The organism is Bacillus cereus group sp. BceL062 (genome assembly GCF_051780025.1).
GTDB classification, from domain to species: domain Bacteria; phylum Bacillota; class Bacilli; order Bacillales; family Bacillaceae_G; genus Bacillus_A; species Bacillus_A toyonensis.
Map to the genome: position 1 here is coordinate 261,257 of NZ_JBPWGY010000001.1, position 21,743 is coordinate 282,999.

A 21,743-nucleotide genomic window follows, 5' to 3' on the forward strand; every position below is an offset into this window, starting at 1 on the left:
TGATGAAACAAAGTTTACAAACTGCTTTTTCTTGTTCTTCTTTTCTTCTCTCCTATCCGGAACTTGGGTGGGGAGAAGCTTTAACTGAAGTACAAGAAGAGATTGAAGCAATTGAACAAGAAGACGTTAAAGCAGAACTTACAGCGTTTATAAAACAAGCACTAGATAAAACGAACGATCAATTAATTGATCGTTACGTATATACATTTGATTTTGGTAAAAAGACAAATATGTATTTAACTTATATGAACACAGGTGAACAAAGAGAAAGAGGTATTGAATTATTAGAGTTAAAACAGCATTATAAAAAATCTGGTTTTGAAGTAACAGATAAAGAACTACCGGATTATTTACCGCTTTTGCTTGAGTTTTTTGCAAATGCCAATGAGCAAGATAGTGAGCCAATTATGAGTAAATACAAGGAAAATATACAAGCATTGCACGTTCAATTAAAAGAAGCTGATAGTATGTATGAACCAATCCTTGCAGCTATTCTCCTCGCTATCGATACATGGGGTGTACAGACAAATTAGAAAGGAGAGTTGTCAAAATGATGGATCAATTTCTATGGGTGTTGTTTCCCTATATCATTTTTGCAATCTTTATCGGTGGACATATTTTCAGATACAACTATGATCAATTTGGATGGACATCAAAATCTAGTGAACTATTAGAGAAGAAAATACTCCGGGCCGGAAGTCTATTATTCCACTTTGGGATCATGTTCGTAATTGGCGGTCATGTTATGGGGATTTTAATTCCAGAGTCCGTATACCGTTCAATAGGTGTTTCTGAACATATGTATCATGTAGTAGCAATTAGTTTCGGACTTCCGGCAGGTGTTGCTTCTATCATCGGCTTAATTATATTAACGTATCGCCGTGTAACCGTAAAACGTATCATTGCAACGAGTACAACGGGAGATTATATTGCGCTTATTTTATTACTTATCGTTATGCTGGCAGGACTTTCCTCAACATTTTTAAATATCGACTCAAAAGGGTTTGATTATCGTACAACGATCGGTCCTTGGTTCCGAAGTCTCTTTATTTTCCAACCGAAAGTTGAATATATGATGGAAGTGCCTGTATGGTTTAAAATTCATATTCTTGCAGGAATGGGGCTTTTCGCAGTATGGCCATTCACTAGACTGGTACATGTATTTAGTGCTCCAATTAAATATGTAAGCCGTAGTTATGTAATTTACAGAAGACGTATTCCTAATGGATTGAAAAAATAGTTTTGGTATACATGTTTAGTAATTTATAAAGAAAGCCGAGATCTAATTGGAGACCTCGGCTTTCTTTGTAGGTATAAGTATCTAAATAAGATGCTAATCAATGCTACAAACAGAAGCGGAGCAATCTTCACAAGCAATTTCACGTTTTAAAAATTGTAAATCATGGATTGTAATCTTTCCTTTATGAATAGAAATTGTACCTTGCTTTTTTAGTTCATTTAACATGCGATTTACACTTTCCCGTGAAGTTGCACAGAAATTAGCAAGTTCTTGATTCGTTAATGGTAAATCGATGAGAATACCATTTTCTTTTAATACACCGTAACTATTTGTCATTCGTATAAGAGTAGAATATAGGGCACCTTTTTTGCCGTGTAATACTAAATCTCGGAACTTCGTTTGCATTCTTCTTAAATGTTCACTAATCCATTTCATAAATTCAAATACAAGAGCTGGTTTTTGGAGTAATGCTTTTTCTAACGCTTCACGCTTTATAACGCCTACTTCAACATCTTCAAGGCATTTTGAATTTAATAAATACTTCGCATTGTCCGTGAACAATGTTAATTCTCCAATAATGTCATATTGCGAACAAATCCGAAGTGTTAATTCTTGTCCGTCAGCACTAAGTTTACTAATTTGTACTTTTCCAGAGTGGATGATATAGAGTTCTGTTGCTTCCATACCTTCTTGAAAAATAAAACTTCCTTTTTTAATCTGCATTTTATACTCAACAGATGCAAGTAATTCCTTTAAATCTTGAGATAATGTCATACTGTTTGCCACAGCGATCACCTTTCTTCTTATAAGCAATACATTTCCTATTTTGAGTGTAAGTATGATGAAAATGCAAGAGCTATTTAAAAAAAAGTGAAATTTCAATTACCGTAAGGGAAAATAAATTAATATGTTTTAAGAGTTAATGGAAGTAAAGGGGTAGATGAGTATAAGTTTTTAGTTGAAAAGATAACCAAAAAAAATTCAATATGTAAAGTAGATGAGACTAAAGATGTGAACAAAATTCGAACGGATTTGTGAAGAATTTTTGAATGGGGAAAGTAATGTGAGAAAAGTCACATTGAATATGTAGCTTCTTTTTTATAATAAAGGCAAATAAAAAATATGAAACCTACTAAGGATTGCAGTAGAAAAGAAGGGATATGGATGCACGAGAAGATGAGGGATTCGTTAGAGCGGCCACTTCAAGATTTACGTATTTCAGTTATTGATCGTTGTAATTTTAGGTGTACATACTGTATGCCAGCCGAAGTGTTCGGATCTGATTATGCTTTTTTACAGGAAGAGTTTTTATTAACATTCGATGAAATAGAAAGATTAGCTAGATTATTTATAAGTATGGGAGTCAATAAAATTAGACTTACTGGCGGTGAACCTTTATTGCGTAAAGATTTACCAAAGTTAATTGCAAGGCTTGCAAAGCTAGAAGGCTTAACGGATATTGGACTCACAACAAACGGTATTCATTTAGCAAAACAAGCTAAGGCGTTAAAAGAAGCGGGATTAAAACGTGTAAATATTAGTTTAGATGCGTTAGAGGATCACGTCTTCAAAAAAATTAATGGACGAAATGTAAGTACAAAACCTGTATTGAAAGGAATTGAAGCAGCAAAGGCAGCTGGATTAGAAGTAAAAGTAAATATGGTCGTAAAAAAAGGGATGAATGATAGTCAGATTCTTCCTATGGCTCAGTATTTTAAAGAACAAGAAATTCAGCTACGTTTTATCGAGTTTATGGATGTGGGCAGTACGAACGGCTGGAACTTTGAACAAGTCATTACGAAGGAACAATTAATAGAGAAAATTAATCGTGTATATCCGATTGAGCCCGCCCAGCCTCGTTACTTTGGAGAAGTAGCTAAAGTGTATCGATATGTAGGGAGCAATGCAGAAGTTGGCTTTATTACTTCTGTTTCTGAGTCATTTTGTTCTTCTTGTACGAGAGCTCGTATTTCGGCAGACGGAAAGTTTTTTACATGCCTATTTGGAACGAAAGGAACGGATTTGCGGACGCTTCTTCGAGAAAATATTTCTGATGCATCACTATTAAAAATTCTACAACATACATGGGAGTTTAGAAAAGATCAGTATTCAGATGAAAGAACAGCTGAAAGTGCAAATAAACGTCCAAAAGTAGAAATGTCTTACATTGGTGGATAACGAAAGGAGGGTTCCCTATGCAAGAGCGTTATTCAAGGCAAGTATTGTTTTCTGGAATTGGTGAAATGGGACAAAGAAAAATAAAAGAAAAGCATGTGCTCCTAATCGGTGCGGGTGCACTAGGAGCTGCGAATGCAGAAGCGCTCGTTAGGATGGGAATTGGAAAATTGACAATTGCTGACCGTGACTACGTTGAATGGAGTAATTTACAAAGACAACAGTTATATACAGAAGAAGATGCACAGCAGTGTAAACCGAAAGCAATTGCAGCGGCAGAGCATTTAAGAAAAATTAATTCTGAAGTAGAAATTGTACCTGTTGTAACGGATGTTACAATGCAAGAAATGGAAGAGTTAACAAAAGAAGCAGACCTTATAGTAGATGCGACTGATAATTTCGATACGCGCCTACTTATAAATGATATTTCACAAAAAGAAAATATACCTTGGATATACGGTGGATGCATTGGAAGTTACGGTGTAACGTATACGATTCTTCCTGGAGAAACACCATGTTTTCGCTGCTTAATGAATCATCCTATGGGCGGTGCAACATGCGATACAGCCGGAATCATTCAGCCAGCGGTACAAATGGTTGTTGCTCACCAAGTAACAGAAGCAATGAAAATATTGGTGGATGATTTTGAGGCGTTAAGAGGAACAATGTTATCATTTGATATTTGGAACAATCAATATCTCTCATTAAAAGTAAATAGGCAGAAAAAAAGTACATGTCCATCTTGTGGGAATGTACGCACGTATCCAAGTTTAACATTTGAAGCGCAGATGAAAACGGAAGTGCTATGCGGGCGGAATACAGTTCAAATCCGTCCAGGAATAAAGAGAATTCTTAATTTAGAAGAAATTCAAAAGCGCTTACAAAAAAGTGTGAATGTCAAAAAAACTCCATATTTACTATCCTTTCTAGTAGATGAATATCGTTTTGTGTTATTTACAGACGGCAGAGCGTTTATTCATGGGACTAATGATATGAAAATGGCAAAACGGTTATACGCAAAATATATAGGATGAACAGAAAGAGAGTTTCTTCTTATCAAAACGAGGTGAAAAAGAATGTTAGAAAAACGTACACCAATCTCAGTGGCAGAAGCAGTTGCACGTGTAATGGAATATGCCTATCAAGGTGAAATGGAAAAGGTTTCTCTTACAGAAAGTTACGGAAGAATCCTCGGAGAAGATGTTGTTGCAGATCATGATGTTCCGCATTTTGATCGCTCTCCGTACGACGGATTTGCGATTCGAGCAGAAGATACAAAAGAAGCAAGTAGCAGTAACCCAATTCAGTTTGAAGTGATAGATGAAATTGGAGCAGGTTTTGTTTTTAAAGAGGAAGTAAAAGCATTTCAAGCTGTACGTATTATGACAGGAGCCGCAATTCCAGCGGGATGTAATACTGTTGTTATGTTAGAACTAACGGAAGGGTTTGAAGAAAACGAAAAGACTTATATGAAATTAAAACGCTCTTTCACTTCTGGTGATAACATTTCTTTTCAAGGAGAAGATGTAAAAAAAAATGCCATACTTGTGAAAAAAGGGACTTCTATTAACCCTGGAGTAGCGGCACTGCTTGCTACGTTTGGTTATAGTTCCGTGCATGTTGTAAGACAGCCGGTTATTGGAATTGTAACGACAGGGAGTGAACTACTCGAAGTACATGAACAACTGAAAGAAGGGAAGATTCGAAATAGTAACTCCTATATGATCGCTGCTCAAATTGAACGAGCGGGCGGAGTTGTACAGTATTATGGACAATTCGCTGACGATTTTGAGACGTGTTATAACACTGTAAAAAAAGCGATAAAAGAAGTTGATATATTAATTACAACTGGTGGCGTTTCAGTAGGAGACTATGACTATTTACCTGCTATTTATGAGAGATTACAAGCAAATGTACTTTTCAATAAAATAGCGATGCGACCAGGAAGCGTGACAACTGTCGCTGAGCTAGAAGGAAAACTATTATTTGGTCTATCTGGTAATCCTTCTGCTTGTTATGTCGGATGTGAATTATATGTTCGACCAGTCATTGGAACATACTTGCACAGGAAAGATCCGCACTTATATCGAGCAGAAGCAATTTTACAGAAAGACTTTCCGAAAGCAAATCCGTTTACTCGTTTTGTAAGAGGGAATGTAGAACTTGTAGATGGCCAATTACAAGTTACACCAGTCGGTTTAGATAAATCTAGCGCAATTTCTTCACTTGCAGAAGCGAATGCATGTATCGTTCTGCCGGGAGGAACGAGAGGATTTGAAGCAGGAATAACAGTTTCGATACTGTTATTAGAATCAAGCGCCGGAAGTGAGTGGCCGTGGGAAGAGCCGCTTCGATCATACAAGTAACAGAAAAATAGATTGCTAATTTATACAAAGATAAGAGGTGCAAGATGACACATACGTATTATGAAGTAATTGATACTCCTATTTTAATTGAAGATGTTACAAGTAAAGTAATTCGCCGTGAGTGCGGTGCAGTTACTATTTTTATTGGTACTGTCAGAGAATTTACGAAAGGACGTCGCACGCTTTATTTAGAGTATGTAGCTTATAAGACAATGGCGGAAAAACAGCTTGAGAAAATTGGTGCTGAAGTAGAAGCGAAGTGGCCTGGGACATATGTGGCAATTACACATCGCATTGGTACATTACAAATTTCTGATCTTGCTGTTGTTGTTGCTGTTTCTACACCACACCGGAAAGCGGCCTATGAGGCGAATGAATATATTATGGAGCGTATAAAACAAATTGTTCCGATTTGGAAGAAAGAGTTTTGGGAAGATGGTGAGTCATGGATAGGGGATCAGTTAGAGAAAATAGCATATGGTAATGGCGAGCCTGAAAAGGAGATGAGAACATGATTGAAGTACTATTATTTGCACATTTGCAAGAAGAAGCAAGTAAGTCGGTCTTGCAAATAGATTGTGAAAATATTTCAGTTTCTGAACTAAAGGAAGTTCTGATTAAGAAATACAATGTAGCAATTTCAAACGAGATAATGGTCGCCGTAAATGAAGAATACGCAAATGAGGATGACATCATTCAAACTGGCGATGTCGTAGCAATGATTCCGCCAGTAAGTGGTGGTTGATTCTTTTCAACCTAATCATGTTAGGACGTGATTAGGTTGGAGAGAATGAATATAACTATGCATACATAGGAGGGAACAGGATGAAAAGTCCTAATTTTCAATTAAGTTTACAAACTTCTAACCTAGTTATCGGTTTTATGGTATGGGTCATTTTATCATCATTAATGCCTTATATTAAAGCAGATATTCCATTAACTGCGGGACAAATTTCTATGGTAACAGCAGTACCGGTTATTTTAGGTTCTATTCTTCGCATTCCAATTGGTTATTGGACGAATCGTTACGGAGCAAGAAAATTATTCTTTATTAGTTTTATTCTTTTATTATTCCCTGTCTTTTACATTAGTGTTGCCAATTCTATGATGGATTTAATTATTGGTGGCTTATTTGTAGGGATTGGTGGTGCTGTATTCTCTGTAGGAGTAACTTCTTTACCAAAGTACTTTCCAAAAGAGAGCCACGGTTTTGTAAATGGTATTTACGGAGTGGGTAACGCTGGAACAGCAATTACTTCATTTTTAGCACCTGTTATTGCAACTTCAGTTGGCTGGAGAACGACAGTACAATGTTATTTAGTTTTACTTGCAGCATTTGCACTTATGAACTTTTTATTAGGCGATCGTAAAGAGAAAAAGGTGAATACACCATTAATGGAACAAATAAAAGGTGTATATAAAAATGAAAAACTTTGGTTTTTATGTATCTTTTACTTTTTAACTTTCGGATCATTTGTCGCATTTACCGTATACTTACCAAACTTTTTAGTATCTCACTTCGGATTAGAGAAAGTAGATGCCGGTATGCGAACTGCAGGATTCATCGTACTCGCAACAATTATGCGCCCGATTGGTGGTTGGCTCGGTGATAAGTTTAACCCATTTAAAATATTAATCTTCGTATTTATCGGTTTAACACTTTCAGGTATTATTTTATCATTTATGCCAAGCATGAATGTATACACATTTGGTTGCTTACTAGTCGCATTTTGTGCAGGTATTGGCAATGGTACAATCTTCAAGCTTGTGCCAATGTACTTCTCTGAGCAAGCAGGGATTGTAAATGGTGTTGTGTCAGCTTTAGGCGGACTAGGAGGGTTCTTCCCGCCATTAATTTTAACATTACTATTCCAACTGACAGGTCATTATGCAATCGGATTTATGGCGTTATCAGAAGTAGCGCTTGCTTGTTTAATCATTACAGTGTGGATGTATAGCCAAGAGAAGCTGTTAGTGATGTTAAAGAATAATTAATAGAGAAAAAGGGTGCCTAGTAGAGGCATCCTTTTTTCTACTTAAACAAACAAGAATGAATTGTCTTATGTATAACAAGGGCCTTTTCGTAAATAATGTTGTTTTATTACTTAAGAATTTTATCTTTATTGATTTTATAAGAATTTCCCGCATAATTGTAACAAAGGGAGATGATTCCAAGTTGAGTAAACAGAATATCAGCACAACAGTTTCAGGAGATTTGATTGTTACCCATCTAATTGGTCAGATTAAAACAGAGGATGTGTATGAATGGTTTAATGATTTTGAGCAGGTTTGTCAGCAATTTATTTCTGAGGGGCGGAAATACAAATTATTGGTAGATAGAAAAGGATACACGCCAAATCATTTTTCTGTTCAAAAAGTATGGAAGGATAAGTTCTTCAATGAAACCATTTTGAATCATAGTAAGGCAATTGCATTTCTTCTTGAAGAAGGGGAGATACTGAATTATTTACAACAATCCAATACGAAAGAATCTGTGAAATTTTTTGATGATTATGAACAAGCGCTAATTTGGTTGAATGAATATCCAATGTAAAAAATGAATTGAAAGAGTTGCTCGTAATGTTGCAGTTATCATAACATTTACTTGTTTACAAGTTGCCGACACCATTCATTTTCTTCGCAGATTGCTTGTGCAGTTTCAAAAAAGAAACCAAAACAAAAAGAACAAACGCTTCTAAAAAACGTTTGTCCAAAGGTAATTACTATTTTAGCTAAGAAATAGATTATAATTTGTGTGTACGAGAAAGTTTTTTTATAAGATTAGGAAGGACAGAGGTTAACTCTAGTTTCAAACGCTTCGTAAACGATGGGTCCTTACCTGAAGTTGAAATAGTGACAACATATTCATCATTTCGAATGACACCAGGTGTGTGAAACGATGATTCTGTACCATCACTTACAACGTTAACCCACTGAAAATCATGGGCGACCTGTTTGACCATCATATTTATAGCATGATGATTTGTAGCTGCATAAATAAGATGAGCATCTTTAATGTCATCATTACTAAAAGTTTTTTGCTTCCAAGTAATATAGGGAAGTTCTTTCATTTCCTCGCAGATCTCGGGGCTAATAACGGTGACGAAAGCGCCTGTATCTTTTAATCCAGACGCTTTTCGATATGCGATTTTACCTCCACCAATGATAACGACCACTTTATTATGTAGATTAAACATAAGAGGGTACATGCTATACATACACACATTCCTCCATTCGCTCTAATAATGCCAACTTCATATATGTATCAAACTTCAGGCAGTTACAAGTCGTAACGTGATCGTATTTTTTTGTATGCAATTTGATTTTTTGAAGCAATAATCCGGTAAAGAGAAGGTACGGCATGACATATACATGGGATGCGGCCGATGTTATAGTCTTGAGCTCAGCAGTAAAAGAGGGAGTTCCTTTCGTTAAAAAGGAGCACGATACTGGCATACTGAGTTTTCGTTCGACAGCTGCTCCGATTTTTTGTAACTCATGTATCGGCTGAGGGTCACTACTGCCTCTTCCTACGAGTAAAATACTACTACCTTGCATTGGAATAGATTCACGTATTCTTTTCGCTACAAGTTCAACCATATGTGGATGCGTACTAAAAGGTGGTACAACTGAAAATGTTATATGTGGGTATTTCTTTTGTATTTGTTCTATTTCAAGAGGAATATCACGTTTATAGTGAGCTGCTGCAAATAATAAAACAGGTACAATCATTATTTCAGTTGCTCCCTCTAGTATTGTTTCTGTAACTGCATCCGAAATGGTAGGTGTTGTTAGTTCTAGAAAAGCTATTTTTTGAATTCTTTCGTTACGTTCTTTCATGACAGATTGAATAAAGTGAATAAATTGTTCATTGCCTTCTTGGAGACGGCTCCCGTGTCCAACATATACAATTCCTTTCATTGTCTCACCATGTCTTTCTTCATAATAATGTTTTGTAATTGCTCATCTACATTATGGAATCCGACTTTATTCGCATAGTGTAAAGTTTGAACATCAGTATACGAGAATGGGAGAGTAACAATATCGATAAAGCCAAGGCGTTTTATTTCTGCTATAAATGTATCAATTGAGGCACGCCCTTCAAACACAATGCTATCCCATGAGAATTCAGAAAGTATACGAGAATGGACTTCATCGAAACGATGATCAATTGTATACTCATGAGTCATCATATAGGAACCAGCACCAATTTTCTCTTGAATAAAAGCAATTCGGTTAATATTTCTTCCTAAATAAACAGTTGTATCGGAAGAGAACTTTGTTTGTTTACTTAGTAGCCCATATTGCATAAGTTTTTCTTGAGTGACAACGTTCATGTGCTGCAGCTCTGCCTGTAAGGAACGAATATCTTTCTGGTATTTACTACATGATTGCATCAAGATTTCTACACTTTCAGCTGAACAAAAAACAAGTCGATCAACGTTGAAAATTTCATTGATTTGTTCAAGTGTTAATGTATATTCTTCCTTTTTGAAAGTTGGAATTTGATATATTTCTGCACCGGTTTCTTGTAACCTTTGCTTCATTACACTTGTTTTATTTGTTGCAGATGCAAATAAAACTTTTTTACCATGTAATGGTTTACGTTCTTTCCAAGCGATTTGATTACGTAAGGAAACGACATCACCAACAATCGTCATGGAAGGGTTAGAAATATTTTCGGTTTTGACGTTATGAACAATGGTTGCTAGAGTCCCTGTGACAACGCGCTGTTTCCCAGTTGTACCCCATTCAATGACTGCTACGGGTGTATCTTCTTTTTTTCCTGCTTGTAGTAAGTTTTCACAAATGGTAGGTAAGTTTTTTATACCCATGTAGTAGGCGATTGTGTCGCTATTGTGGGATGAATTATATTTTCCATAATCGGTTAAAGGACCTTTTGCATGTCCAGTTAGTAAAGTGACGCTATTACTGTAGTTACGGTGGGTGAGGGGGATACCTGCATAGCTACTAGCGGCGATGCTAGATGTAATACCTGGTACAATTTCATACGGAATGTTCGCAGATGCTAAAGTTTCTGCTTCTTCACCAACACGACCAAAAATAGAGGGATCTCCACCTTTTAAGCGTACAACGGTTTTTCCTTCTTTCGCAAATTGAAGGAGGTGGGCGTTAATCATTTCTTGTCGCATAGTATGATTTTTCGGCATTTTTCCGCAATAAATAAGTTCGCATGTTTCTTTTGTATAATGAAGAAAGCTAGGATTTAATAAGCGGTCATATAAGACGATATCTGCACCCTTTAAGCAGTCTATCGCTTTTTTTGTAATAAGCCCTTCATCACCTGGTCCTGCACCAACTAAATATACATATCCGTTCATATTCGCACCTCATCTATTTTTATTTAAAAGGAAGCCAGGGGAGGCTTCCTTTCGAAAATTACATGTTTATATAAATGTCACCATCAATAACTTCTACTTCGTATGTTTGAATACAGCCGTCATCAGGTTTTTGAACTTCACCTGTTATTAGTGAGATTTTCCAATCATGTAGTGGACAAAAGACGAATTCTCCAGATACAATTCCTTCAGCTAATGGACCGTTTTTATGAGGACAACGATTTTCTACAGCGCGAATATCGCCATTTGAAAGGCGGAATAGGGCGATAGACGTACCTTTCATTTGCACCTCTTTACCAATTTGAATAGGAAGGTCTTCCGCACGCATAATTTTTATTTTTTCTTTCGTTTGTAACATGTACTGCACGCTCCTTATTTTACAGTTTCTACTTCATACATCGCTTTTAATGAATTCGTTTCTAGTGCTTGTCCCCATGCTTCCGTATATGTGCTACGAGCTGTTTGGAAACGCTCATTTAACTTAGTGACCATATTTGTATCTTGCAGTATTTCTTTTATATGATCGAAGCCTAATCGTTCTGTCCAGTAGGCAGTGCGTTCTCCGTAAATACCAGTTTCACGATAATATTGCATGTAAGCTGTAGCGATGCGAAGAACATCATTTTCAGTAGGGACAATCATTACAAAATCAGCTTCACACACTTCCGTACCACCATTTCCGCCGATATATAGTTGATATCCATTTTCGACACAAACAACGCCAAAATCTTTCGTAAGTACTTCCGCACAGTTACGTGGGCAGCCCGTTACACCCATTTTCATTTTATGAGGTGTATCTACCATTTCTAATGATTGTTCGAGTAACATACCAAGCCCTAATGAATCTTTCGTACCGAAACGACAGAAACGAGAACCAACACACGATTTTACATTACGAAGTGATTTTGAATACGCATATCCAGAAGTCATATGTAAGTCAGCCCATACGTTAGGTAAATCTTCTTTCTTAACACCATATAAACCGATGCGACTTGCGCCTGTAATTTTCACAAGAGGAACATCATACTTTTTCGCAACTTCAGCAATTTTCATTAAATCATCTGCAGTTGTAACGCCTCCGTACATACGTGGAATAACAGAGAATGTACCATCATGCTGAATGTTACCATTCATTCTTTCATTAACGTAACGGGATGATTTATCATCTTCATATTCTTCTGGAATCGCCATACGTAAATAGTAATTTAAAGCAGGACGACATTTCGAACATCCGTCTTCATGTGCAAAACCGAGTACATTTCGTACTTCTTTTGGCGATTTTAAACCTTTCTCATGAATCGCTTCTACGACTTCATCACGTGATAAAGGTGTACATCCACACATACCGGCAGATTGCGCTGAGGCATTAAAAGCATCTCCAAGTGTATGAGATAAAACTTGTTCTACAAGCGGACGACATTTACCACAAGATCCTGCGGCTTTCGTGCAGCCTTTTACTTCTTCAAAAGTAGTTAATTCATGTTCTAAAATGGCATGTACGATTGTGCCTTTCGTAACACCATTACATCCACAAATCGTGTCATCCGCACTCATTGTAGCAACGTTAAGTTCACTTTCTACACCAGCCTTGTGAAGAAGGGAAGCTGGTGTATATTGTTGTATATCTTCTTCTTTCCTTAACATACTAAAGAGGCGTGTACCATCAGCTGTGTCACCATATAAAACGATACCGACGACTTTATTGTCGCGAATTAATACTTTTTTATAGGAACGTTTACATTCATCAAAGATGGATATTGCTTTCGTTTGATCATCTTCATAGATTTGGCCAGCAGAGAATAAATCACAACCTGCAACTTTTAATTGCGTACCGACGATACTGCCCGTATATCCATCAGTTTGTAAATTCGTTATATGTTTTGCTAATATTGCACCTTGTTCATAAAGAGGAGCAACAAGGCCATAGGCGATACCGTCATGCTCTGCACATTCGCCAACGGCATAAATGGATTCATCATTTGTTAGCATATAGTCGTTGACTACAATACCGCGATTTACAATTAAACTAGCATCTTTTGCTATTTGCGTATTCGGGCGTATTCCGACAGCCATTACAATTAAATCACAATCTACAACTTCACCATCTTCAAATTGAATGCCCTCAACATGGTCTGTACCAAGAATTTTTACCGTTTTCTTTTCCATGAGAAATTTCATGCCTTGTGCTTCTAAATCTTCACGAAGGAGAGAGGCTGCTTTGGCATCTAGTTGTTGCTCCATTAAGCTCGACATTAAATGAACAACATGTACGTCCATTCCTAAGTCAATAAGACCTCTTGCTGCTTCTAAACCAAGTAATCCACCACCGATGACAACGGCTTTTTTCTTATCTTTAGCAGTATCAATCATAAATTGTGTATCTTCAATTGTCCGAAATCCTGTCACACCAGGAAGGGTAGAACCTTCAACAGGTAAAATAAAAGCACTAGAACCTGTTGCGATAATGAGTTTGTCGTATGTAAGAGTACGATTCTTTTCTGTGACAATGATTTTTTCTTCTCGGTCAATACTTTGAACTTTTTCATTTGTATATAATGTTATTTCGTTTCTTTCGTACCAACTATATTCATTCATAATGATATCTTGTATATTTGTTTTGCCTTGTAAAACATGAGATAGCATAATACGGTTGTAGTTTGGATGCGGTTCGTCGCCAAAAATAGTAATCTCATATAAATCACTATCATGTTTTAATATTTCTTCCATACAGCGTATTCCAGCCATACCATTTCCGATCATAACTAAACGTTTTTTCATATTCATTTCCCCTTTTATGTGAAATACTGAACAAAGTATATTATGTTTCTATTATAGAAAATAAAAAAAGAGGGAGATGTGATATTTATCACATCTTAATAATGATTCACAAATTGTTAAAATTCGGATTTATGTGGAGAGATAAGTGAAAGGGAATTTTTATATGGGTAGGTGGGGGAGTGAAGAGACCCGCACCTAATTAAATAATAGTAAGCTACCCAATGAAATGATGGGGGAAGTGTGACTATTTCTTACACAATGAAAAAGCAGGACATGAGCATGTATACTCATGTCCTGTGCTTTATCTATGCTTTCGTAATTGCACGTGGAAATAAAATGTTATTTTCTAAATGTATATGCTCAAATAAATCAGATTCTAGAGCTTCAAGACGTTGGTAAACAAGTCGATAAGTGCCACAAGCTCCTTCTGGAGGAGTAAAGTCATTTGTCACTTTACGAAGTTCTTTAATAATATTGCCAGCGTGGTTATGTTCATTCTCCAACTCATCCACCACTTTACGTAATTTTGCATAGGTTTCATCAGTTGGATGTTGTTCGAATTCTAAAATTAATGGGAAATCTTCTGTTTCTTCTTTAATTAAATGCTGTTCTAATTCCATCTTAAGTTCATGAAATAGCTTATGAATTTGAGCTAAATGAGGCTGACTTGCTCCATGGACGCGTAATACTTTCGTTACATACGGACTTAATTGTGGCAACTCTTCATTTAAATAGCGATGGTGCTTATTTATAACATAATCAATCAATTCACGATAAGAAGTATTTTTCAAATCAATTTCAGATTCATTTAATCGTTTCGTATTATGATAAAGCGTATTTAACTCTGTAAGTACTTCTGTTGCTGATAAATTTCTTTCATTAATTGCATCAATAAGTGGTTTATTACCACCACAACAAAAATCTATTCTATATGATTTAAAAAGGTCACTAGCTTTCGGAAATTGTGTAACAATCTCACCGACAATAGAAGTTTCAGTAAATGTATGTTCCATATGAATGCCTCCATAAAGTTTAATGTGATAACTAAACCAAGAATAGCAATATATTAAAATCAATGTGGTGATATAAATCACTTATTATGTGTCAGTTTTGAGAATAAACGGAATATATGTTGTTAAAAATGGTCAGGTCCAACTAATAGAATCACCTCAAGGTGGATTTGGTGAACAATCATTTGTATATCAAAATGGAAAAATAATTCGTATGGAAGAGCGAAAAATAAAGTTAATATAATCAAATTTGAAATTTGTTAAGAAATGGGACTACAAGCATCGATAATTATATGGGAAAAAGAGCATTATCACTGAAATAAAAAAGCCCTGCACACAGGGCATCTAAAAAGATACCCTAGCAATAACAACGATTTTGGGGACGTATTAGCTAAGGTATTTGGATGGATGGTTGCATACTAAGTATGCAGTCAAGAGCATTGTTAAATGTATTGGGTTATTCAACAAGTTAATAATAACACGAAATTTCTGTTAATTAATCCGGTAAATTTGTCCAAAAAAAGGGCTTCTATAAAAGTTTTTCACCTAAGAAATGGATGCGTGGCTCTTAACAAAAGCGTGATTTTAGCTAAAAGAGCATCTAACATAAGTTAAATACTCTTTGACTTAAAATAAATCTTCAGATGTATCTCTAATTGAATAGTTCTCACTAAAATTTACAATAGCAGAAATCTTTTGTTTTTTATCGTCAGCAACGTGTCCGAATAGGTAAATCTCATGTGTTCTATATTCTTTCGGAGGCTCAACTTTTTCAATTACAATATCAAGAGTCTTCTCTTTTTTAAAGTAACCAATTGTAACTAGTGCAGCAGTTTTTTTTACTGCTGGCCATTCTTCACTGTATTCTTTTGGAATGGATTGAGACGATACAAAATGTATAAAGATAATCGGAATAGTTAGAAAAAATATACTTACAATTACGTAGCGTAATAATTTTCTTGCCATCAAGTGTCACACCTATCAATAATGTTTTATTTAATCAATCTAACAGTCTGTTATATTAAACCAGAATTAACCAATTAACTATCTATTTAGGTGACAATAGTATTACGAATTTGTAAGGTTTATTAAAAAAAGAGCTTAATAGAAAGTCGAACAAAATAGTTATTTCGGAGGGGGACTTAATAGGGATATTTTGAAAATTGAAATTCATTAAAAAGAGCACTATTAGAATAGTGCCCAACTTCAATTTGCAGGAGTATTATGAGGAAATTTAAGTAGGTGGCTTAAGTTTCTCTGTAATAATTATGAATTTATGATAAGGAAAATGTTTATATTTTAAAGTAATGTTGAGGGATATTTGTAAGTAGTGAAATCTTCTTTGAAGATATCTTCAACTAATTGAATCGTTTCTTCATCATAAAAACTATCATAGGTCGGATGCCTTGGGAATAAGGGATCTGTAATATCACCATCTGCATAGTTACCTTTGTAATTTGCTAGATTACTTTGGTGATGCCACGAGTTTATTAATCCGTTTAATGGAGATTTTTTTAAACAATGTTTATCTTCTAAGACAGACAGATGGGTAGAGAATTTTTCAAGGTAAATGTAATTTGTAACGAACTCTTCTTCTCCTTGTATATATTGAGGTGTGAAGTGTGGGTTTACACCTTCAAAATTTGGTGCATGCGCTTTTAAATAATATAAATACAGTTTAAAGGAAATCTTTTTATTGCAAGATTCATCACCATAAAGATAACGACGGATTGGCTTCCACTCAGTGGATTCGTAATATGGCGCTGGTATAAGAGAAATAAAGGAACTTACAGCTCTTTTGAAAGGGTTTCTTACCAATTTATACGTGTCTTTTTCTTTTGCTTGTAATGCGTTGGCTAAATCAGTGAAATATGGTATGGAATTTTTATAAATTTCAAATTCATAGTTATGAACAAATGGGCTATATTTTACAACTTCTTTAAACAAATTAATGTGATAAAAGAACCAATATGCGAGTGAAGTGCAGCCGCTTTTTTGGCTCCAAAATAAGATTAAAGGGAAATCTTTGTGAAAGTGAGGGGGACGCCCGTACTTGGCTATAAAATCATAAATATTTGTGATAAGCACATTTAACCTCCATTCACTTTGTATACTTTTCTTATTGTATGGAGGGAATACTGAATATATGAAAATAAGCCATGAAAAGTTATTTGAATAATTATGGATTGTGTTGATTTATAGATACAATAATTAATTTGGAAAACATAAATCTGGAAATAACAATTGATATTCTGGCATTAATCGAAGATCGCTAGTTAAGTTTGCGTAGTGTATGTAATTTTCTTCTAATTTAGCTAGTGTTACAAGATGGTGAGTACCCAAACCATTCTGGGTGCTATGTTTAGAAAGAGTAGGACCAATCTGTAGTTTTCGGTCCTTCATAGCGCTGTTCCATGGACTGTAAAAGAACTTTAAAATGAAAGCAGGATACTTGTAAATAGTAAACGAATAGAACGAGTTATGTCTTCCTACTGAATAGTTACCATGGGAATAATTGTGAATTAATCTACCGCCGCTATAAATGGTAAGAGGCACAGGCTGAATTACTATTCCATGAAAACGTTGTTTGACGAGTGGAATTCCATATCTCGGTTTAGTGTAGGCATGCATAGGGTCATCTACCATTAAAATAGTTCTAATGGAATACATTTTTCTTTTTAATTTAGTAAGTGATGAAAAAAACTCTTCTTTATTAGAACAGCAAAGGAATTCAGTGGTATTCAACACCATTTTCCAGCCCGTAATTTCTTTTTCTATGTTCATTACTTCTTGATCAACTAATACGGCATCAAACTCTAATACTTTTGAATCACGGATTTCCCAATGAGGTGCAAATAATTTACATATTTCAACCGAGCGATCAGTAGACCCACGATTAATAAGAATACCATGATCAAATAATTTTGTGTGGTGCATTAACCACCATGGGAGTAGATACTCTTCATTGTAGAAATGGGAAATTAAAGTTGTATTCATAAAGAGTCCTCCTTTCAAAATTTTGTGGAATATATCCTTATCTAGTATAATATGCTACTTGATCTAAAAAGTTTTCTTTAACAATTATAATGGATGTTGAGATTTAAAAAAACTCAATGAAAGAATATAGCCCACCATGTTCTGAATAATGCAATCCAACCAATCTAAGTAATATGTATTCCAAAATTTTCATGATTAATCCTTTTAGATATAAAGTGCTCAATGAAGATGGATTTTATAAATTTGTTACAAAATAATCTTTTTCTAATAAGAAAATCACTAAAATATGAGAAAATGATATAACAATATCTATAAATATAGTCCTACTGGAAGAATCAGCGGACATCGAACTATAAGAGCATTAGTAATATTGCTCTGTAGTTCGGTGTCCGCTTTTTTGTTTTTATTAACAAAATATATAAGGGGTGTTTTTATATATGGCGCAATTAACTTTTTTACCTAAAATTGATCGCAAAGCAACGCAGGCTCGTTTAGAAGAGATTCTTGAAAATGTTCGTATTTATAGACAATTTGGGATGATTAGAAATGAGATGAAGGTTACAGCATCTAGCGAGGTAAGATATCATGGTCCAACAAATATGGTAGGGAAGCCAGCAGAAGATATTGCTTTAGCAAATGTTGGTATGAGTGAGCGTACGTATAGACGAAATAGATCTAGTGCTTTTTATAAATTAGCTTTTGCTCTTAGATTAGAAGTATATGAGACTGAAGAAACTGGAGGTAATGAATAATGAATTTTGTTTAGCAGATACGTGATCCAGAAGAAATACAGCAGCTAAAAGAGTATTTTAAGGAGAAGTGTGCACGAAATTATATTTTATTCATTATGGGAATGAATACAGGCTTGAGAATCTCTGACATTTTAAAATTGAAGGTAGGAGATGTAAAAAGGAGTCATATCTCTATGAAGGAAAAGAAAACAGGAAAACAAAAACGTATTCAAAATACTGCAGTATTAAAAAGAGAACTGAAATGGTTTATAGAAGAAAGAGAAGATCATGAATACCTATTACAAAGTAGACAATGAAACAATCGTCCTATCGTTCGTAGTATGGCATATAAGATATTAAGTATAGCCGCAGCAGAGTTTAGTTTAGATGAAATAGAACACATACGCTAAGAAAGACGTAAGGGTACCATATGTACATGCAAACGAAAAACATAGCACATTAATCATAGAGATATTCAATCACTCTTCAGAGAAGGTCATGTTACGTTATATAGGTGTAAATCAAGATGCAATAGATAAAGCAATGACTAGGTTTGAAATCGAATCATTGCTTTTTTCTTTTTAAATCTAGGGGTACCGTCATCGTTTTTGAAAACCCCCATGCTAAGAGCATACAAAAATTATACAGTTTTTTGGATAATTCGGTAACAAAAGAGAACCCGAAAAACTGCGTCAGGATAGGAATGTATAAAATAATGCATAAATCTGTAGAACAAAAAAAGGAAATTCCTTTATCAGAGGATGGGCCACCTTTCCTTGTTATCGATAATGAGACGTCATGTTAGCTTAACATGAATATAATATAAAAAAGGAATTTATAAGATTTGACGAGAATAAAATTGTATTAAAAGGATATCGGAGGTTTTTTATGAAAATCGTAGGACAGCAAATATATCTTCGACTTTACAAAATTTCTGACGCGAGCGAGTTAGCTAACTTACACTCTAGAAATCGCGAATTTTTTCAACGAGTTTGTCCATTACTCCCAGAAGTCTTTTATACAGAAGAACATCAAAAAATACGCATTGAACGAGCATTAAAAAAGAAAGCTGAAGATCAAGTTTACGCTTTTGGAATCTTTTTAAAAGCAACAGATAAACTTATCGGAGACATTTCATTAACTCAAATTGCTAGGGATCCGGCCCAAAGCTGTTATACGGGGTTTACCTTAGATAGGGAGCATAATTCAAGGGGCTATACAACAGAGGCTCTTCGACTTGTTGTAGACTTTGCATTTAGAGAATTAAAACTACATAGAATTGAAGCAGGAGCTATGCCTAGCAATATAGCATCTATTCGTGTATTAGAAAAAGTAGGATTTAAAAAAGAAGGTATAGCTAAAGAAAATGTAAAGATTAATGGAAAATGGACAGATCATCAAATATTAGCTATCATCAACAGCCTGGATGTATAAGCACATTTCACTTCCAATAATGAGACGTTATGTTAACCTTACATGTATATAATATACAACTAAAATCAAACAACATGTCGCCTCTTTTAAATGGTAAAATAGGGAAAATGAAGTTCTGAATAATACCTTTAGAAGCCACTATTTATTACATAGGAGTTGCCGAAAAAAGGGATGAAAGGGAAAAGAAAAAAGTAAGGGGGGGCATAAGTGAAGTATATTAATGGATTGTACATATCACTTATATTGATGATGTTTATTAATTTACTTAATACTACAATATTCAATAATGAATATTCAGGTATAACAATGTATATCTCTTCCGTTATATTCACAATTGGGAGCGCATTCTTCATAAATGTAAAACGGCTTAAAATTAGTGAGAAAAAATAAAACAAAAAGCAACTCCCAATAACGAGAATTATGTAAATAAGCTGTCCATATGGGCAGCTTTATTTTATGTTTCCGCATAGCGTAGGTTATTTTGAAAAATGCTGGTGGTATCCCTCCCTATACAGTTACTCATAAATTTTGTACTGTGTAACTCAAAAGAGAAAGTTAAATAAAATTAATGATAGCAAGGGATTCAGTGATAGAATCAGTTACACACAATATAAGATAAGGGTAAGTCAATTATTTATATGTTAATATTATGCTATAAACAAGAAAGTGGTGGTTGTGATGAGGGAAAGATGTCCAGTTTGTCAAAACTCTATTGAGGAACCCCAATTAGTAGGAGTGGGAGGGGGACGTGCAGAGCAATATAAATGTGAGAATTGTGGCACATTTTCCATGATTGAAGAAGCGAGAATCGAATTAAATGTAGAGCAGAAGAGAAAACTTTCTGCAATTTTAAGAAAGAGAAACATTAGAGGGGTGGGAAAAATAATGATTTTTCTTAATCGACCAGATGAAAATCTTTCAGAATTTCCGTATCCTATTTATCTTTTAGCGGATCTATTAAGTGAATATCCAGATAGTGCTTCTGATAGATTGGATGAGTCATTAATAAACTTAGCTAAATTGTCAAAATTTCCAGGTGACCCATTATATATTCGTGAATCAGATAAATCTCTATTTTTTGTACAGAGTGTTCATTTGTTGGAAATGAAATATATAGCGAACCAATTATTTCAGGACGAATTAATTGAGATATCTAAGCTATCTGCAGCAGATTTTCCTGCACATATTACAGTTACAGCAAAAGGGTGGAATCGTATTGCAGAATTAGAAAAGGGAAGAGAAGCGGATACTAAGCAGGTGTTTGTCGCTATGTCGTTTAGTCCAAAAATGGATAGTCTATATAAGAATGCAATTGCAACGGCTGTAAAAGAAGCAGGTTATGAGCCTATTCGAATTGATAAAGTGGAACACAATAACAAAATCGATGATGAGATTATAGTTAAAATAAGACGAAGTAAATTTATAATTGCAGATTTTACTGAACATAGAGGTGAAGTCTATTTTGAAGCCGGATATGCAATGGGACTTGGTAAACCTGTAATATGGACTTGCAGGGAAAATGACTTAGCAAATCTGCATTTTGATACTAGACAATATAGCCATATTGTTTGGAAAGATGAGAGGGAATTAAAAGATTCATTACTTAATAGAATAAGAGCTACAATCAATTAAAGAAAGGTGGCAGATTCGTG

Annotated in this window: 24 protein-coding genes and 1 pseudogene; 15 read left to right on the forward strand and 10 right to left on the reverse strand. The window is 35.0% G+C overall.

What is annotated here, in order from left to right; all coding sequences use genetic code 11:
* The first annotated feature begins 2 nt into the window (after positions 1-2).
* A complete protein-coding gene (gene narJ / locus ACS2MN_RS01310; protein WP_043322922.1) occupies positions 3-533 on the forward strand; it encodes a nitrate reductase molybdenum cofactor assembly chaperone in 531 nt (176 codons plus the stop codon).
* Positions 534-550: 17 nt separating this feature from the next.
* On the forward strand, positions 551-1,240 hold the full coding sequence (gene narI, locus ACS2MN_RS01315) for a respiratory nitrate reductase subunit gamma (protein ID WP_000969187.1): 690 nt from the start codon (positions 551-553) through the stop codon (positions 1,238-1,240).
* A 93-nt stretch (positions 1,241-1,333) separates the two neighbouring features.
* On the opposite strand, the gene ACS2MN_RS01320 is transcribed toward narI, so the two are convergent.
* Entirely contained in the window at positions 1,334-2,026 is a 693-nt protein-coding gene (locus ACS2MN_RS01320) for a Crp/Fnr family transcriptional regulator (protein WP_000013869.1), read from the reverse strand.
* 378 nt (positions 2,027-2,404) lie between these two features.
* Between ACS2MN_RS01320 and moaA the strand changes: the two genes are divergently transcribed.
* From moaA to ACS2MN_RS01355, 7 genes are all read left to right on the forward strand, one after another.
* A complete protein-coding gene (moaA, locus tag ACS2MN_RS01325) occupies positions 2,405-3,418 on the forward strand; it encodes a GTP 3',8-cyclase MoaA (protein WP_000544627.1) in 1,014 nt (337 codons plus the stop codon).
* A 17-nt stretch (positions 3,419-3,435) separates the two neighbouring features.
* Positions 3,436-4,449, forward strand: coding sequence for a molybdopterin-synthase adenylyltransferase MoeB (locus ACS2MN_RS01330; RefSeq protein WP_001158120.1), 1,014 nt, complete (start codon positions 3,436-3,438; stop codon positions 4,447-4,449).
* A 42-nt stretch (positions 4,450-4,491) separates the two neighbouring features.
* Positions 4,492-5,781, forward strand: coding sequence for a molybdopterin molybdotransferase MoeA (locus ACS2MN_RS01335; protein WP_346994262.1), 1,290 nt, complete (start codon positions 4,492-4,494; stop codon positions 5,779-5,781).
* 44 nt (positions 5,782-5,825) lie between these two features.
* Positions 5,826-6,296 (forward strand): molybdenum cofactor biosynthesis protein MoaE, encoded by a 471-nt coding sequence (locus tag ACS2MN_RS01340; RefSeq protein ID WP_098710247.1) that lies wholly within the window; start codon positions 5,826-5,828, stop codon positions 6,294-6,296.
* Complete coding sequence (gene moaD, locus ACS2MN_RS01345) at positions 6,293-6,526, forward strand: molybdopterin converting factor subunit 1 (protein ID WP_000573668.1); 234 nt, start codon at positions 6,293-6,295, stop codon at positions 6,524-6,526. Before ACS2MN_RS01340 ends, moaD begins: the two co-directional genes overlap by 4 nt.
* An 80-nt stretch (positions 6,527-6,606) precedes the next feature.
* Positions 6,607-7,776, forward strand: coding sequence for a nitrate transporter NarK (gene narK / locus ACS2MN_RS01350; protein WP_015000425.1), 1,170 nt, complete (start codon positions 6,607-6,609; stop codon positions 7,774-7,776).
* 55 nt (positions 7,777-7,831) lie between these two features.
* Positions 7,832-8,335, forward strand: coding sequence for an STAS/SEC14 domain-containing protein (locus ACS2MN_RS01355; RefSeq protein WP_371399468.1), 504 nt, complete (start codon positions 7,832-7,834; stop codon positions 8,333-8,335).
* 190 nt (positions 8,336-8,525) lie between these two features.
* Here ACS2MN_RS01355 and ACS2MN_RS01360 read toward each other — a convergent pair whose 3' ends face one another.
* From ACS2MN_RS01360 to ric, 6 genes are all read right to left on the reverse strand, one after another.
* Positions 8,526-8,999 carry a precorrin-2 dehydrogenase gene (locus ACS2MN_RS01360; RefSeq protein ID WP_000287166.1) on the reverse strand — a complete coding sequence of 158 codons (474 nt, stop codon included), beginning with the start codon at positions 8,997-8,999 and terminating at the stop codon, positions 8,526-8,528.
* A complete protein-coding gene (locus ACS2MN_RS01365) occupies positions 8,992-9,702 on the reverse strand; it encodes a sirohydrochlorin chelatase (RefSeq protein WP_000676459.1) in 711 nt (236 codons plus the stop codon). Before ACS2MN_RS01365 ends, ACS2MN_RS01360 begins: the two co-directional genes overlap by 8 nt.
* The gene (locus tag ACS2MN_RS01370; protein WP_087950089.1) at positions 9,699-11,123 is read right to left on the reverse strand and encodes a uroporphyrin-III C-methyltransferase; all 1,425 of its coding nucleotides are present in this window, start codon (positions 11,121-11,123) and stop codon (positions 9,699-9,701) included. Before ACS2MN_RS01370 ends, ACS2MN_RS01365 begins: the two co-directional genes overlap by 4 nt.
* A 58-nt stretch (positions 11,124-11,181) precedes the next feature.
* The gene (gene nirD, locus ACS2MN_RS01375) at positions 11,182-11,499 is read right to left on the reverse strand and encodes a nitrite reductase small subunit NirD (protein ID WP_000942185.1); all 318 of its coding nucleotides are present in this window, start codon (positions 11,497-11,499) and stop codon (positions 11,182-11,184) included.
* 14 nt (positions 11,500-11,513) lie between these two features.
* Positions 11,514-13,919 (reverse strand): NADPH-nitrite reductase large subunit, encoded by a 2,406-nt coding sequence (gene nirB, locus ACS2MN_RS01380; RefSeq protein WP_098710248.1) that lies wholly within the window; start codon positions 13,917-13,919, stop codon positions 11,514-11,516.
* Between the two features lie 305 nt (positions 13,920-14,224).
* The gene (ric, locus tag ACS2MN_RS01385) at positions 14,225-14,932 is read right to left on the reverse strand and encodes an iron-sulfur cluster repair di-iron protein (protein WP_098710249.1); all 708 of its coding nucleotides are present in this window, start codon (positions 14,930-14,932) and stop codon (positions 14,225-14,227) included.
* Between the two features lie 76 nt (positions 14,933-15,008).
* Between ric and ACS2MN_RS01390 the strand changes: the two genes are divergently transcribed.
* Entirely contained in the window at positions 15,009-15,173 is a 165-nt protein-coding gene (locus ACS2MN_RS01390; protein ID WP_103592026.1) for a DUF3954 domain-containing protein, read from the forward strand.
* A gap of 383 nt (positions 15,174-15,556) precedes the next feature.
* Here the strand turns inward: ACS2MN_RS01390 and ACS2MN_RS01395 are convergent, their stop codons facing one another.
* The 3 genes from ACS2MN_RS01395 to ACS2MN_RS01405 all read right to left on the reverse strand — a co-directional run bounded on the left by ACS2MN_RS01395 (position 15,557) and on the right by ACS2MN_RS01405 (position 17,926).
* Entirely contained in the window at positions 15,557-15,895 is a 339-nt protein-coding gene (locus ACS2MN_RS01395; RefSeq protein ID WP_000101561.1) for a hypothetical protein, read from the reverse strand.
* A gap of 333 nt (positions 15,896-16,228) precedes the next feature.
* Positions 16,229-17,017, reverse strand: a complete 789-nt coding sequence (locus ACS2MN_RS01400) for a sulfotransferase family 2 domain-containing protein (RefSeq protein WP_000909243.1) — start codon at positions 17,015-17,017, stop codon at positions 16,229-16,231.
* Between the two features lie 123 nt (positions 17,018-17,140).
* A complete protein-coding gene (locus ACS2MN_RS01405; protein WP_001098391.1) occupies positions 17,141-17,926 on the reverse strand; it encodes a glycosyltransferase family 2 protein in 786 nt (261 codons plus the stop codon).
* A gap of 437 nt (positions 17,927-18,363) precedes the next feature.
* On the opposite strand from ACS2MN_RS01405, the gene ACS2MN_RS01410 reads away from it, so the two are divergent.
* From ACS2MN_RS01410 to ACS2MN_RS01430, 5 genes and pseudogenes are all read left to right on the forward strand, one after another.
* Positions 18,364-18,678, forward strand: coding sequence for a hypothetical protein (locus ACS2MN_RS01410; protein ID WP_000068012.1), 315 nt, complete (start codon positions 18,364-18,366; stop codon positions 18,676-18,678).
* Between the two features lie 17 nt (positions 18,679-18,695).
* Positions 18,696-19,242, forward strand: a pseudogene (locus ACS2MN_RS01415) (tyrosine-type recombinase/integrase).
* Between the two features lie 303 nt (positions 19,243-19,545).
* On the forward strand, positions 19,546-20,091 hold the full coding sequence (locus ACS2MN_RS01420) for a GNAT family N-acetyltransferase (protein ID WP_000706289.1): 546 nt from the start codon (positions 19,546-19,548) through the stop codon (positions 20,089-20,091).
* Between the two features lie 207 nt (positions 20,092-20,298).
* Positions 20,299-20,481 (forward strand): hypothetical protein, encoded by a 183-nt coding sequence (locus ACS2MN_RS01425; protein ID WP_000875170.1) that lies wholly within the window; start codon positions 20,299-20,301, stop codon positions 20,479-20,481.
* A gap of 288 nt (positions 20,482-20,769) precedes the next feature.
* Positions 20,770-21,723: a hypothetical protein gene (locus ACS2MN_RS01430; RefSeq protein ID WP_088056021.1), complete on the forward strand. Its 954-nt coding sequence runs from the start codon at positions 20,770-20,772 to the stop codon at positions 21,721-21,723.
* The last annotated feature ends 20 nt before the right edge of the window (positions 21,724-21,743 follow it).

Bases quoted from the DNA above. Each gene is read 5' to 3' on its own strand.
- narJ (WP_043322922.1), top strand. From the start codon at position 3: ATGAAACAAAGTTTACAAACTGCTTTTTCTTGTTCTTCTTTTCTTCTC.
- narI (WP_000969187.1), top strand. From the start codon at position 551: ATGATGGATCAATTTCTATGGGTGTTGTTTCCCTATATCATTTTTGCA.
- moaA (WP_000544627.1), top strand. From the start codon at position 2,405: ATGCACGAGAAGATGAGGGATTCGTTAGAGCGGCCACTTCAAGATTTA.
- ACS2MN_RS01330 (WP_001158120.1), top strand. From the start codon at position 3,436: ATGCAAGAGCGTTATTCAAGGCAAGTATTGTTTTCTGGAATTGGTGAA.
- ACS2MN_RS01335 (WP_346994262.1), top strand. From the start codon at position 4,492: ATGTTAGAAAAACGTACACCAATCTCAGTGGCAGAAGCAGTTGCACGT.
- ACS2MN_RS01340 (WP_098710247.1), top strand. From the start codon at position 5,826: ATGACACATACGTATTATGAAGTAATTGATACTCCTATTTTAATTGAA.
- moaD (WP_000573668.1), top strand. From the start codon at position 6,293: ATGATTGAAGTACTATTATTTGCACATTTGCAAGAAGAAGCAAGTAAG.
- narK (WP_015000425.1), top strand. From the start codon at position 6,607: ATGAAAAGTCCTAATTTTCAATTAAGTTTACAAACTTCTAACCTAGTT.
- ACS2MN_RS01355 (WP_371399468.1), top strand. From the start codon at position 7,832: ATGAATTGTCTTATGTATAACAAGGGCCTTTTCGTAAATAATGTTGTT.
- ACS2MN_RS01360 (WP_000287166.1), bottom strand. From the start codon at position 8,999: ATGTATAGCATGTACCCTCTTATGTTTAATCTACATAATAAAGTGGTC.
- ACS2MN_RS01365 (WP_000676459.1), bottom strand. From the start codon at position 9,702: ATGAAAGGAATTGTATATGTTGGACACGGGAGCCGTCTCCAAGAAGGC.
- ACS2MN_RS01370 (WP_087950089.1), bottom strand. From the start codon at position 11,123: ATGAACGGATATGTATATTTAGTTGGTGCAGGACCAGGTGATGAAGGG.
- nirD (WP_000942185.1), bottom strand. From the start codon at position 11,499: ATGTTACAAACGAAAGAAAAAATAAAAATTATGCGTGCGGAAGACCTT.
- nirB (WP_098710248.1), bottom strand. From the start codon at position 13,919: ATGAAAAAACGTTTAGTTATGATCGGAAATGGTATGGCTGGAATACGC.
- ric (WP_098710249.1), bottom strand. From the start codon at position 14,932: ATGGAACATACATTTACTGAAACTTCTATTGTCGGTGAGATTGTTACA.
- ACS2MN_RS01395 (WP_000101561.1), bottom strand. From the start codon at position 15,895: ATGGCAAGAAAATTATTACGCTACGTAATTGTAAGTATATTTTTTCTA.
- ACS2MN_RS01405 (WP_001098391.1), bottom strand. From the start codon at position 17,926: ATGAATACAACTTTAATTTCCCATTTCTACAATGAAGAGTATCTACTC.
- ACS2MN_RS01410 (WP_000068012.1), top strand. From the start codon at position 18,364: ATGGCGCAATTAACTTTTTTACCTAAAATTGATCGCAAAGCAACGCAG.
- ACS2MN_RS01420 (WP_000706289.1), top strand. From the start codon at position 19,546: ATGAAAATCGTAGGACAGCAAATATATCTTCGACTTTACAAAATTTCT.
- ACS2MN_RS01430 (WP_088056021.1), top strand. From the start codon at position 20,770: ATGAGGGAAAGATGTCCAGTTTGTCAAAACTCTATTGAGGAACCCCAA.